Consider the following 12,033-nt stretch of genomic DNA (forward strand, 5'->3'; position numbering starts at 1 on the left):
GCCCAGGGCCCCTTCGTGGTGCACGTTGCTCACACTCGCCCTCCTCGCCCGTCCCCACCCGCGCCCCACCGAGGGGTCCATTTCAGAACCTGTGCAGCCCCCACCGTCATGGCGAGGCCTGATCGTCGACGGCCGGTAGCCTCCTCGCGCTCGCGTCAGCGGGTGGACAGAGCGCCATGCCCTCGGGGCGGGAATGCAGGAGGAGCGGCTCCAATACCAACGGATGGACACCGCGCGTGGAGCCGCAGCGCACGCTCGGCAGCAGGACCGAAGGCGGTTAGGGTGGCGGCGCCTTCACAGCGCGGGAGCAATGCCATGAAAGCAGTGCGCTTCTCGGCCTTCGGGCCGCCCCCCGACGTCGCCCAGGTGGTGGAGGAGTCCCCAGCGCCGCTGAAGTCCGGCGAGGCGCGGCTGGCCGTGCTCGCCACGCCCATCAACCCCTCCGACCTGCTCACCCTCTCCGGCGAATACGGCGTGCTGCCCAAGCTGCCCGCCACGCCCGGCAATGAAGGTGTGGGCCGCGTGGTGGAGGTGTCGGGCTCCGACGCCGTCTCCGTGGGCGACCTCGTGTTCCTCCCGCTGGGCGCGGGCACCTGGCGCACCCACCTCACCGCGCCCGCCGCGCAGCTGTTGCCCGTGCCGCCGGGCCTGGACCTGCTCCAGGCCAGCATGCTGCTCATCAACCCGCCCACCGCCTATCTGATGCTGCGCCAGTTCGTGACGCTCCAGCCCGGCGAGTGGGTGGTGCAGAACGCCGCCAACTCCGCGGTGGGCCGCTACCTCATCACCCTGGCGCAGGTGATGGGCCTGAAGACCGTCAACGTCGTGCGCCGCCAGGAGCTGGCCGACGAGCTCAAGGCCCAGGGCGCGGACGTCGTGCTGCTGGACACGGACGAGCTCCCCCAGAAGGTGCGCGCGGCCACCGGCGGCGCGAAGGTGCGGCTGGGCATCGACGCGGTGGGCGGAGACTCCGCTCGCAGGGTCGGCGACTGTCTGGCGACGGGCGGCGTGCTGGTGAACTACGGCGCCATGAGCGGCAAGGGCCCCCAGCTGTCCGCGGCGGCCTCCATCTTCAAGGACGTCACCCTGCGCGGCTTCTGGCTGACGCGCTGGCTGCGCGACGCCCCGCGCGAGGAGCAGAACGCCACCCTGGCCCGGCTGGCGGAGCTGATGGCCGTGGGAACGCTGCAGGCGCCGGTGGATGGCACCTATCCGCTGGAGCGCATCCAGGACGCGGTGAAGCGCGCGATGGAGCCGGGCCGCAACGGGAAGATCCTGCTCACCCCCAACCCCGCGGCGTGAAGCACCCGCCGCTCACATGAAGGAACGACGACCATGAAGCGAGTCGAAGGCAAGGTGGCCCTGGTGACCGGCGGCGCGGGGGGCCTGGGCGCCGCGTCCGCGCGGATGCTCGCGCGCGAGGGCGCGAAGGTGGTGGTCACCGACCGGCGCGAGGCCGAAGCCCGCGCGGTGGCGGAGGAGCTGGGCGACGCGGGCCTGTTCGTCCCGCTGGACGTCACCCGCGAGGACCAGTGGGTGAGCGCGCTCGCGCGCACGGTGGAGAAGTTCGGGCGGCTGGACGTGCTCGTGAACAACGCCGGCATGGGCATCGTGAAGGACATCGAGGAGATGTCCCTGGACGAGTGGAAGCTGGTGCACTCGGTCAACCTGGACGGCGTGTTCCTGGGCTGCAAGCACGGCATCCGCGTGATGAGGGAGTCCAAGTCCCAGGGCTCCATCATCAACATCTCCTCCATCGCGGGGCTCGTGGGCGTGCCGCAGTTCCCCGCGTACTGCTCCAGCAAGGCCGGCGTGCGCATGCTGTCCAAGTCCGTGGCGCTGCACTGTGCCTACAAGGGCTATGGCATCCGCTGCAATTCCATCCACCCCGGCTACGTGGAGACCGCCATGGTGGAGGCGCTGGCCCAGGCCGGTGGCCAGGCGGACAAGACGCGCGCGCGCATGCTCAAGGGCATCCCCGCGGGCCGCTTCGGCGAGCCGGACGACGTGGCCAACGCCGTGGTGTACCTGGCGTCGGACGAGTCCAAGCTGATGACCGGCGCGGAGATGGTCCTCGACGGCGGCGCCACCGCGCAGTAGCGCGTCAGGCAGTCACGGCGGCGCCCGGGGACGTCACTCCCAGGGCGCCCCGAGCAGCTCCCCGAAGCGCATGCCCAGGTCCATGCGGCCCACCATCGCCTGTCCCCAGGCGTTCGCCTGCGCGGCCCAGGTGACGGGCGTGAGCCCCAGGGTTTCGAAGAGCTTCATCACGTCTCCGCCGCGCTGCAACGCCTTGATCATCCGGGCGTAGTCCACGAGCGTGGGGAAGGCCGACTCCGGGAAGAGCACCTCGCGGTCCACGGGCTTCAGCGGCACGCGAGGCTGGAGCGTCACCAGCAGGCGCTGCGCCTCCACGCGGGCCAGCGTCTCCTGCTGCGCGCGTTCGACGGCCTGTCTGGCATTGAGTTCCTCGGCGGCGCGGCGGGCGTCCTCGGCCCGGCGCTCCTGGTCGCGGCGGCGGGACTCGGCCACCTGGCGGTCGATTTCGCGCTGCCGTGCGTACTCCGCGTCCTCACGTCTGCGCTCGCGGCGCTCCCGCATCATCCGCAGCGCGCCGTGCGTGTCGTCCAGGAAGTCGCGGTGGATGTTCGACTCCTCCGGCGGAGACGGCGTGGCGAGCACGCGCTTCTCGAAGGCAGGCAGCCACGCTTCGAAGTGCTCCAGCTCCGCGTCCAGCACCTGGAGGACCTGGGCGTCGTGGGACTCCAGCCCGTTGCGCAGCGCCATGGCGCCCTTCGACACGGAGAGGGATGCCGTGCGCGGGCGCGTGCCCACCAGCTCCTCCGCCGCGCCCCAGAGGGCGCGCAGCCTGCGTGGCAGCGCGTCCACCGGCGCGTTGTCCAGGAGCTGCTCCGTCTGACGGAAGAGCCCTTCCGGATCCACGCGCCACCAGGCCTGGAAGCGCGCGAGGACGTCCCGCTCCGCTTCGCACTGGAACTCCCAGAGGCGGTCGCGCCAGCTCGCGAAGGCGGTGAGCAGGGCACCGCGTTCTGCGGGATGGGATTGGAAGCGCCGCCAGACGGCTTCGACGAGCATCTCGCTGCCGGAGAGGGAACTCCAGGAGCGCACCACGCGGGACAGCGGCGTCACCAGGAGGTACTGGCCCGGCCCCTCCCAGACGGCCATCAGCAGCCGGCCGGGGTGACCGGGGTCGGGGTGCTTCTCCTCGGTCCTGCGCTCCGGAACCAGGCCCGCGTTCCGAGCCCGGGACGGGAACATCATCAACGCTTCCAGCAGGGCCTCTCCGCTGTACGTGTCGCGAGCCCAGTCGTTCAGCCGCCGCTGTTCGTCCACACCCGAGTGGTGGAGGAAGCGCGCGAACGCGGAGTCACCGAAGCAAGCGGTGCGGTCCTTCGTCGTGCCCCGGTCGATGGCGTGCACGGTCTCCTCCAGGAAGGCCCACATCGCCTCGGACTCTTCCTCCTCCGGGGCCTCGGGGTCGTCGCGGGGAGGCGTGGCGGCCCACTCGAAGAAGTCGAGCGCGGTCTCCGCGGGCAGGTCGCGCAGGGCCGAGCGCGCCCAGCGGGCCCAGCGCTGCTGGCCCTCCGGGCCCCACGCGCGGAAGGGACGCTGCTTCGCGAAGGACAACAGCTCGCCCGCGAGCGAGCCCACGGTGCGCAGGGACACGGTGAGCAGCGCCTCCAGGGCACCCTCGGGGGGAGGCGAGGGAAGCTCGCGGAGGACCTCCTTCGCGAAGGCCGCGTCGCCGTCCAGTTGCAACCGCGTGAGCAGCCGGCGTGACCCCCACTGACTCAGGACGCGACGCGCGAAACTGGTCAGGGTCGCGTCGGATGAATCCAGCGCCTGGGCGACCTCCACCTCGTCGTGAAGGCACAGCGCGCACTCGAAGCGGACGTCGGGGTCCATGCCATACAGCCCCCGGTGCAGCGCGGCGGAGACGCTCTCCGGCGGCGTCTCATGCGACGCGCGCACCCAGGCGACCGCCGCGCGCGAGGACAGCTCCGGCACGTCGAGCACGCCCCGGGCGAGGACGCGGATCCGCTCGCGCTCCTCGGAGCCCAGCCGCGGGGAGAGGCCATTGCGCCAGCGCGTCATCGCGAGCATGGCCTCCACCGCCACGCGGCCCTCTCCGTGCAGCAGCTGGTTGCTCACGGAGTAGCGGGCCTCCCGGGACCAGGTGCCCTGGTGCACCCACGCGAGCGAGGCCAGGAGGCGCAGGGTCGGATCCGGTGACTTGTTCGCCAGCCACTCCAGCGAGTCCGGCATGGGACTGAAGGGCGCGAGCATCTCCTCCAGGGACGCTTCCTCGATGGGCAAGATCAGCGCCCACGCGTCCTCCAGCTCCCGCGTGAAGCCACGCTGCACGAGGTGGGGCTCGATGCGCCGGGCGTCCTCGGCGAGGCGCAGCACCGCGCCCCACTGCCGTGCATAGCGCGCCTCCAGCACCTCCACCTGGGCGGGTTCCAGCGCGGCCGTGCGGGCCGCCAGGGCGAAGCGGTCCACACCGGACTTCACCAGCGCCCGAGCGGAGCCGTAGCGCTCCAGTGGGATGGGACCGCAGAGGCAGTGCGGGCACGCGGCGTCAGGGAGGATGAAGCGGATGCAGCTGGGGCAGCGCACCTCGGCGCCCCGGCGCACGCCGCTGTCGAGCAGGGCGGACATGCCCTGTGTCTACCCCGGGCCGGGGCGCCGCGCACCCCGGGTTTTCAATGCCTCGGCGGGGTGAGCCATGCATCACGCTTCCATTCGCGAAAGCGTCACAAGGAATTCCTCGCGCCCCGTTCATACGACTGGCTTTGATGAAGGCGCGCGTTCCATCACGAAAGGGCCCCATGCACCGACGTTCCCGAAGCCTCGCGGTTCTGGCCGTCCTCCTCGCGGGCAGCACCGCACACGCGGACCCCAGTGAGTACTGCAAACGTGTCAGCAACAAGCCCGAAGCGAAGAGCGGGTACGAAGGGGTGACCATCGACGCGAACTCCGGGCGCGTGGTGGACGGTCCAACCCGTCTCTCCGAGGGAGACCAGGTCCAATTCGTCTTCGAGGGGAAGAACCCCTTCAAGTATGACTACCGCTTCGCGGTCACGTCCCAGCCGCTGGGTGCCGCACTGGCCCTGAATTTCCTGGGGAGGATTCCCGGGCTGAACCTGGGCACCCTGAAGCCAACGCCACCGCCCGGCCTGCTCGCCGCGCCCGGCGCGAGAGCCGCGGCGGTCCCCCAATGCACCTCGTCCGGGGAGCAGAAGTGGGCGCAGGATGCGCTGACGAAGATCGCGGCGGCGGAGAAGCAAAGCCTGGAGGTCGCCCAGAGCCTGCACTACGTCGACGAGGCCCACGCGTTCCTCCAGGAAACGGAACCCGACACCCTGTCCAAACCTGCTCGAGTCTGCGAGCGTGCCGAGAAGTTGAAAGCATGGACCCACGCGCCAGGAACGTTCACCTCGGCGACGAGCGTCTTCGCGCAGGACGTCGGTGCGATTACTGCCTTCCTCCTCAGGACCACCGACGACCAGGGTGTGACGCTCACTACCACCTGCAGGAGCGACCTCGACACGCGGACGAAGCAGGCGATGACCACCCTCACGTCCGATGCCGCCGTGTATCAGGCCGCCGCGGTGCGGGTCGAAGCGGAGCTCCAGAGCAGCAAGGCCAGCATCCAGCAACTGGATGCGCTCCTCGGCAGCACCCTGGGCCGGGAGGACCTCTTCTTCGAGACCCGCTTCGTCTCCGCGCGCGACGAGCCCACGGGCGTGCGGGTGGAGCTCTTCCGCCGCGACCTTCGCACCGCCGACTCCCCTGAGCGCACCGTGGGGACCGTGAACCTGGAGCTAGGCAAGAGCCCCTTCTCCCTGACGGCGGGCATCGTGCTTTCCAGCATCGAAAGCCGCCGCATCATCCGCCAGTCCGCGCGCGTGCCCACGGAGGCCAATCCCAATCAGGTGGGGCTCCGCTTCGGCTATGACGAGAGCTCCTCGGTCACTGTCGCTCCGGCCATCTTCTTCAACGCACGCCTTTCCGACAGGCCCCGGTTCAACTGGGGAGCCAGCGCGGGCATCGTGACTGCTTCCGCGGACTCCACCCTTCGCATCGACTACGCGCTGGGTGTGTTCGGCTCGTTCCGGGACATCTTCTACCTCCACCTGGGACTCCAGGCGGGCCAGCGCAACACCCTGGCCGGTGGGTTCAAGGAGGGCGAGGAGGTTCCCGCCGACCTGCCCGACCCCATCCCCACGACCAAGGACTGGAAGGCGGGCGTCCTGTTCGGGTTCTCGCTCCAGCTGAACTGAAGCCCCCACTCGCGTCAACGTCCTGTCCCCCGGGCTGACGCGCGACACGGCCATCGACTGGGGCGTCCCGCAGGAGCAGGCCGGCGCGTTCCTGGACGCGCTCGTGAGCAAGGTGCCGCTCAAGAAGCCCGGCACCGTGCGAGACATGGCGGACGCGGCGTACTTCCTCGCGACGTGCGCCTACGCCACCGGGCAGGTCATCGACATCGATGGCGGCTGGACCGCCGGGGCGTAGGTGGACAGGCGGGCCGCTCCGGGCCGGAGTGGTTCGCGGAGAAGGACCGCCGCGAGCCGTGAGTCCGTGGGTCAGCGTGGCTTCGCGGGGCCGGGCCTCCTCGCGAGCCGCGCCTCCAACCCGTCGAGCCACACGCCCAGGCCCTGCTCGAACAGCGCATCGAAGTCGAGATCGAATCCCGGGCGCAGGCCGGTCAGTACCTTCTCGAAGTGCGGAAAGCGCCCCGACGTCGCAACCCGGAGGAAGGCGTCCAGGTTGCGCCGCATGAACTCCTCGTCGTTCATGCCGGACTGGGCGACGGCGTCGGCCTCGGACTCGAGGTTGACCGCGATGCCCTGCACGAATGCGTGGAGCAGCACGTGGACGCGCATCGCCTCCTGTGCCGGGAGCCGCGTCTCCTCCAGCGCCCTCATGATCCAGTCCGCGTACGCGAGCGCGTTCTCCTGTGGCTGGGGCCGCGTGAGGTTCACCACGCGCGCGAGCCAGGGATGGCGCTGGAAGACACGCCATTCCAGCCGGGCGGCCAGCTCCAGCTGCGCACGCCACCCCGCCGGAGGCTTCGCCGGCAGCCGTTCCTCCGCGAAGGCGACCTCCGCCATCATGAAGAGCAGCACGTCCTTGCTCGCCACGTAGCGGTAGAGCGACATCACCGGCAGGCCGAGCTTCGCCGCGACTCCGCGAATGGACAGCGCCGGCAATCCCTCGTCATCCGCGATGGCGATGGCCGCGCGAACGATGCGCTCGCGCGTCAGGTCCGCCGAGCCCCGCGTCGTACCGGACCGGGACGGCCCACCCGCGACGATCGTTCCGACGCGCGGCACGGCCTTCACCACGCCTTCCTGCGCCAGGGTCCGCAGGGCATGCGCCGCTGTCGCGAGCGCGACCTTCCACCGCCGGGCCAGCTCCCGCGTGGAGGGCAGCCGGTCACCGGGCTGCAACGCCCCGGTGCGAAGCTGCCGCTTCACGTCGTCGACGATGCGCTGGTACGGAGCGATGGCCATGGTCTTTGTACTAGTACAGATGGCGCCTGTGCGCAGGCCCTGCCCCACGCGCGCCGCCTGAGCTAGCACAGCCGTGGACATCCTCTGGAGCCTCGTTGTGGAGCCTGGCGTGTGCGTACACCGTACGCACCATGACCCATCCCCACGTCCTCGTCGCTGGAGCAGGAATCGCAGGCCCGTCACTCGCATGGTGGCTCTCCCGGAGAGGCTGGCGGGTCACCGTCGTCGAACGCGCCCGCGAGCTACGCACCGGCGGGCAGGCCGTCGACTTCCGAGGGCCCGTGCACCGCGCCGTGCTGGAAGGCATGGGGCTGTGGGAGGCCATCCACGAACGACGGACGCGGCTGGGAGCACAGGCCTTCGTCGATGCCACGGGCCGGACAGTGGCGGAGCTGCCCGCACTGATGATGAGCGGGGACGTGGAGCTTCAGCGTGGGGACCTGTGCCAGCTGCTCTTCGAACGCACCCGCGGGCAGGTGGAATATCGCTTCGGGGACAGCCCTACCGCGTTTCACGAAACGCCCGAGGGCGTGGAGGTCACGTTCGAACAGCACGCCTCCCAGCGCTTCGATCTGGTGGTGGGCGCGGATGGCTTGCGCTCGAATGTGCGCTCGCGCGTCTTCGGTGAGAATGAAAGCCACCTGAAGCACCACGGCTTCCGCGTCGTGGGCTGCACGCTGCCGAACATGCTCGGCCTGCGGCAGAGAGGCGTCATCTACAGCGAGCCCGGTCGCGGCGTGTGCGTCACCAGCGCCCGCGCCGAGGACGAAGCCCGCGCGCTGTTCGTGTTCACCGGCGCGCCCCTCGCTGCCCAGGAGCGTTCCCTGGACGCGGCGCGCGAAGCGGTGTCGACAGCCTTCGCGGGCGCGGGCTGGAGGACGGCTCGGCTCGTGGAAGCACTGCGCGGGGCGGAGGACCTCTACTTCGACGCCATCAGCTCCGTGCGGCTCCCGCACTATTCACGCGGGCGCGTGGTCCTGCTGGGAGACGCGGCGTGGGGCGGCACCCTGGGAGGACAGGGCACGCCCATGGCCATGGTGGGTGCGTACGTGCTCGCGGGGGAACTGCTCGCGACCCCGGGTGAGCACGCCCAGGCCTTCGCGCGCTTCGAGGCCCGGTTGCGGCCGTATGCGATGAAGTGCCAGGGCGGAGCGAGCCACGTGGGCGGGTTCTTCGCGCCCCGCACACGGGCCGGGCTGTTCCTGCGCAATCACATCTATGGATTGCTCACCACGAAGCCGCTGGAGCGCGTGTTCGAGAAGCTCGTCACCCACGCGGCCACCGGGTTCGTACTTCCAGATTACACCTGAAAATCTGGACCGCTCCGCCTGATGTCATAGAACGCCGGGCCCCTGGTCACGCCTGAAGCGCCCAGGAGCCACCGTTCAGCCAGCAGAGATAGGGAGTCCGCATGAAGAAGACGGGAATGATGTGGGGTCTGTGTGTCGCGATGGGTCTCTCCGCCATCAGCTTCGCCGGCGAGCGGTTCAGCTCCTCGGTCTTCGTCAACACCACGACCCGCGCGTTCAGTGGAAACCTGGGGACGGCCCGTAACAGCTCGGACGGCGTGCAGTACCTGTGGTGTTCGACCGTCTCGACGGGAGCTGGGTTCTGCTACGCGAAGGATGCCTCCGGCGTCGCCGCGAGCTGCTCGACCTCCGATGCCGAAATGGTCGCGACGATCCGTGCGCTGAACTCGGATTCGAACCTGCAGGTCTCCTACGACAGCACAGGGACCTGCACGTTCATCTGGGTCAGCACCGGTTCTCACTTCGAGACCAAGGGCCCCTGAGCCTCTCGCGTTGAAGGCAACCCGCGCCATGATTCCATTCAGCCGCACGCTCGTCGTGCTCAACCTGATGTTCTTCGGCGCGGGGCTTGCCCTCTTCGTGCAGGGTCAGCGCGCCTCCGCCAGCGCCGAGGACGTCCAAGCCCGGCTGGAGCGGATGGAGGGGCGCCTCAATCAGGTGCTCGCGCAGCGCCAGAGTCCCGCCGTGGCGCTCCCCGGTGCGCCCGCTCTGCCTGCGGACCTGGACGCGCGCATGGAGCAGGCAGTGACCCGCGCGTTACAGGCCCAGGCCGCCAACGTCGCGCCCCGTGAAGACACGGCACCGCGCGAGCCCCACGCGCGGAACGCCTCGGCCTGGTCCCGCGGCAACGAGGTGGTGGACCGGGCCCTCTCCGCCCGCCGGTGGGGGGATGAGCAGGCGCGCGAGCTGTCGGCGTCCATGCCGTCCCTCACGCAACAGCAGCAGGTGGACCTCCTGCGCCGGCTCAGCGTGGCCATCAACGAAGGCCAGCTGAAGGTGGAGACGCACGGGCCGCTCTTCTAAGCAGTAGCACGACGACAGGCCGTCTCCCCTCCCTTCAGCCGCCCGAGCGCAGGCCTGCGTTCAGGGGTTGGCGCCAGCCGTCCCAGCGGGAGCGGGCTGCGTCGGTACCTTCAGCTCCCCGGAGATGATGCGGGCCCGGAGCGCCTCCACGGTGCTCAGCGCCTCCGCCTTGCCGGGGAAGTCCAGGCGCACGGGCGCCAGCCCCATGCCTCCCTCCTTCAACCCGAGCGAGACATTCCCGCCCTGGAGGCGCCCCTGGCGCTGCTCGCGGATGGCCTCGTACACCACCAGGTCCACGTGCTTCACGACGGCGGACAGCACCGCCTGCGGCGCCAGGTGGGACGGGTCGGAGTCCACGCCAATGACATACACGGGCTTGCCCGCGTCGCTCGCTTCCTTCACCGCCTGGATGGCGCCCAGGCCGTCCACGCCGGCCGCCGCGAAGATGACATCGGTGTTCTTGAGCAACAGGTCCTGCCCCACCTGCTTGCCCAGGGCGAAGTCGGTGAAGCTGCCGGTGTAGTTGACCAGCACCGTGGCGCTCGGGTTCGTCGCGGCCACGCCCGCGCGGAAGCCCGCCTCGTAGCGTTGCACCAGGGGGATCTTCATCCCGCCCACCATGCCCACCCGGCCCGTCTGGGTGACGAGCCCGGCCAGGGCACCCGCGAGGAAGCAGCCCTCCTCCTCGCGGAACACCACCGTGCGCACGTTGGGCAGCGTGATGATCCGGCCCTGCGCATCCAGCAGCGGGCTGTCCACCAGCAGGAAGGGCAGCGACGGATTGCGCCGGGCCACCGTCTCCACGGCGTTCTCCAGCATGAAGCCCACGCCCATGGCCAGGGACACATGCTGTTCGGCGAGCAGCTGAAGGTTCGGCTCGTAGTCCTCCGCCACGCGGCTCTGGAGGACCATCGGAGTGATGCCCAGCGGGGTCAGCGCCCAGCCGCGCGAGGCCAGGTCCGGGCCCAGCGAGGCCTGCCGCTCGGACGCGGCGGCCTCCACATAGCCGGCCTTCTCGTACTTCATCCCCGCGGCCCACAGCTCCAGCCCGCGCAGGGCGGAGTCGTTGAAGGCCTGGTCACCCCGGCCTCCCAATCCCAGCACCAGGCCGATGGTGGGCTTGGAGGGCGCGGCGGGCGCCTCCTTCTTGCAACCGGTGGAGACCGCCAGCAGACACAGGGCGAGGGAGACGATTCGGCGGTGCGCGCTCATGACACCGCCCAATGTATCACGCGCCTCCCGGCCCCTCAGGCGTCATCGCCATACATGCCGATGGGAATCTTCGCCTTCACGGCCTCGATGACGGCCGCGGGGCACTTCGCCTCGGCCGCGGTCATGAGCGCCTTGGGCGACGCATGCAGGGTGATGGCTCCCAGGGAGTACTCGACGAGCGGCACCGCCATCTTGCAGGTGACCTTCAGGTAGAAGCGCAGGTCCAGCGCCCCCCGGATGGCCTCCACGGCGTCCTGGAGCGCGACCTCCGCCGTGCGCGTGTTGTCCGCCTGCTGGTACGCGGTGATCTGCTGCTGGCTCAGCAGCTCCGTGTAGACGCCCAGGACGTGCTCGGGGAGGTAGTGCACCTGGGCCTCGCCGTAGGGAATGGAGGCCGCGCCCAGGTAGGGCGCCTTCACGACGCCGCTCGGGAACGAGTCCCCGTCGTCCAGGACGATCATCCGTTCGACACCGCGCGGCTTTCCACTGGAGCTGACATCGGGCCGGGTGCCCTTCACCCGCTCCCGCATCTCCTTGAGCTTCTCGCTGATCTTCGGCCAGGTGTTCAGGGTCTTCCCATTGGCCTGCGGCGCCGCGGTGCGGGGAAACGCACCGGGATACTGGCTTTCGAGGACGTTCTTGGTGGGCAGCCCCAGGTCCGTCTTTCCCCAGCCGGCGAGCTCCGCCTGGTTGCTGATGACCACCCCCGGGCACTTGAAGGAGTCGTACTCCTGGATGGGCAGCCCCTCCAGCACGGTGAACGCCGCGTGCCAGTAGTTCTTGTCCAGCGCGGGCTCCACGGGGTCGATGCCCAGGTGGTAGTATTTATACCTCGGGTGGATGCTGTATTTGATTTCATCCTCCACCCGCCGCGTCTTGCGGATGCAGAGCACCTGGGCGAACTCGGTGCGGATCTGCTCGGAGCGGGTGGCGACGCTCACCTG

Annotated in this window: 10 protein-coding genes and 1 pseudogene; 7 read left to right on the top strand and 4 right to left on the bottom strand. The window is 69.9% G+C overall.

The features are described 5' to 3' along the window. The first annotated feature begins 315 nt into the window (after positions 1 to 315). Together D7X32_RS23650 and D7X32_RS23655 are read left to right on the top strand one after the other, a co-directional pair. A complete protein-coding gene (locus D7X32_RS23650; RefSeq protein WP_120604840.1) occupies positions 316 to 1,302 on the top strand; it encodes a zinc-dependent alcohol dehydrogenase family protein in 987 nt (328 codons plus the stop codon). 33 nt (positions 1,303 to 1,335) lie between these two features. After that, positions 1,336 to 2,100, top strand: a complete 765-nt coding sequence (locus D7X32_RS23655; protein WP_120604841.1) for a glucose 1-dehydrogenase — start codon at positions 1,336 to 1,338, stop codon at positions 2,098 to 2,100. Between the two features lie 33 nt (positions 2,101 to 2,133). On the opposite strand, the gene D7X32_RS23660 is transcribed toward D7X32_RS23655, so the two are convergent. Continuing rightward, positions 2,134 to 4,683 carry a hypothetical protein gene (locus D7X32_RS23660; RefSeq protein ID WP_120604842.1) on the bottom strand — a complete coding sequence of 850 codons (2,550 nt, stop codon included), beginning with the start codon at positions 4,681 to 4,683 and terminating at the stop codon, positions 2,134 to 2,136. A gap of 170 nt (positions 4,684 to 4,853) precedes the next feature. On the opposite strand from D7X32_RS23660, the gene D7X32_RS23665 reads away from it, so the two are divergent. Together D7X32_RS23665 and D7X32_RS23670 are read left to right on the top strand one after the other, a co-directional pair. Beyond that, positions 4,854 to 6,308, top strand: coding sequence for a hypothetical protein (locus tag D7X32_RS23665; RefSeq protein WP_120604843.1), 1,455 nt, complete (start codon positions 4,854 to 4,856; stop codon positions 6,306 to 6,308). Between the two features lie 19 nt (positions 6,309 to 6,327). After that, a pseudogene (locus tag D7X32_RS23670) lies at positions 6,328 to 6,543 on the top strand (SDR family oxidoreductase); the annotation flags it as partial. Between the two features lie 71 nt (positions 6,544 to 6,614). On the opposite strand, the gene D7X32_RS23675 reads toward D7X32_RS23670, so the two are convergent. Continuing rightward, the gene (locus D7X32_RS23675; protein WP_120604844.1) at positions 6,615 to 7,544 is read right to left on the bottom strand and encodes a TetR/AcrR family transcriptional regulator C-terminal domain-containing protein; all 930 of its coding nucleotides are present in this window, start codon (positions 7,542 to 7,544) and stop codon (positions 6,615 to 6,617) included. A gap of 131 nt (positions 7,545 to 7,675) precedes the next feature. Between D7X32_RS23675 and D7X32_RS23680 the strand changes: the two genes are divergently transcribed. The 3 genes from D7X32_RS23680 (at position 7,676) to D7X32_RS23690 (ending at position 9,877) form a co-directional block, all read left to right on the top strand. Beyond that, positions 7,676 to 8,854 carry an FAD-dependent oxidoreductase gene (locus D7X32_RS23680; RefSeq protein ID WP_120604845.1) on the top strand — a complete coding sequence of 393 codons (1,179 nt, stop codon included), beginning with the start codon at positions 7,676 to 7,678 and terminating at the stop codon, positions 8,852 to 8,854. A gap of 101 nt (positions 8,855 to 8,955) precedes the next feature. Next, complete coding sequence (locus tag D7X32_RS23685) at positions 8,956 to 9,336, top strand: hypothetical protein (protein ID WP_120604846.1); 381 nt, start codon at positions 8,956 to 8,958, stop codon at positions 9,334 to 9,336. 28 nt (positions 9,337 to 9,364) lie between these two features. Then, complete coding sequence (locus D7X32_RS23690) at positions 9,365 to 9,877, top strand: hypothetical protein (RefSeq protein ID WP_120604847.1); 513 nt, start codon at positions 9,365 to 9,367, stop codon at positions 9,875 to 9,877. 60 nt (positions 9,878 to 9,937) lie between these two features. Here D7X32_RS23690 and D7X32_RS23695 read toward each other — a convergent pair whose 3' ends face one another. Both D7X32_RS23695 and D7X32_RS23700 read right to left on the bottom strand, forming a co-directional pair. Continuing rightward, entirely contained in the window at positions 9,938 to 11,089 is a 1,152-nt protein-coding gene (locus tag D7X32_RS23695; RefSeq protein ID WP_120604848.1) for a BMP family lipoprotein, read from the bottom strand. A 35-nt stretch (positions 11,090 to 11,124) separates the two neighbouring features. Continuing rightward, complete coding sequence (locus D7X32_RS23700) at positions 11,125 to 12,030, bottom strand: hypothetical protein (RefSeq protein ID WP_158625746.1); 906 nt, start codon at positions 12,028 to 12,030, stop codon at positions 11,125 to 11,127. Between the last annotated feature and the right edge of the window lie 3 nt (positions 12,031 to 12,033).

The organism is Corallococcus carmarthensis, assembly GCF_003611695.1.
In the GTDB taxonomy this organism is placed as follows: Bacteria; Myxococcota; Myxococcia; order Myxococcales; family Myxococcaceae; genus Corallococcus; species Corallococcus carmarthensis.

Coding starts and splice junctions, on each gene's coding strand:
- D7X32_RS23660 (WP_120604842.1), bottom strand. CDS start 4,683: ATGTCCGCCCTGCTCGACAGCGGCGTGCGCCGGGGCGCCGAGGTGCGC.
- D7X32_RS23675 (WP_120604844.1), bottom strand. CDS start 7,544: ATGGCCATCGCTCCGTACCAGCGCATCGTCGACGACGTGAAGCGGCAG.
- D7X32_RS23650 (WP_120604840.1), top strand. CDS start 316: ATGAAAGCAGTGCGCTTCTCGGCCTTCGGGCCGCCCCCCGACGTCGCC.
- D7X32_RS23665 (WP_120604843.1), top strand. CDS start 4,854: ATGCACCGACGTTCCCGAAGCCTCGCGGTTCTGGCCGTCCTCCTCGCG.
- D7X32_RS23655 (WP_120604841.1), top strand. CDS start 1,336: ATGAAGCGAGTCGAAGGCAAGGTGGCCCTGGTGACCGGCGGCGCGGGG.
- D7X32_RS23690 (WP_120604847.1), top strand. CDS start 9,365: ATGATTCCATTCAGCCGCACGCTCGTCGTGCTCAACCTGATGTTCTTC.
- D7X32_RS23685 (WP_120604846.1), top strand. CDS start 8,956: ATGAAGAAGACGGGAATGATGTGGGGTCTGTGTGTCGCGATGGGTCTC.
- D7X32_RS23695 (WP_120604848.1), bottom strand. CDS start 11,089: ATGAGCGCGCACCGCCGAATCGTCTCCCTCGCCCTGTGTCTGCTGGCG.
- D7X32_RS23680 (WP_120604845.1), top strand. CDS start 7,676: ATGACCCATCCCCACGTCCTCGTCGCTGGAGCAGGAATCGCAGGCCCG.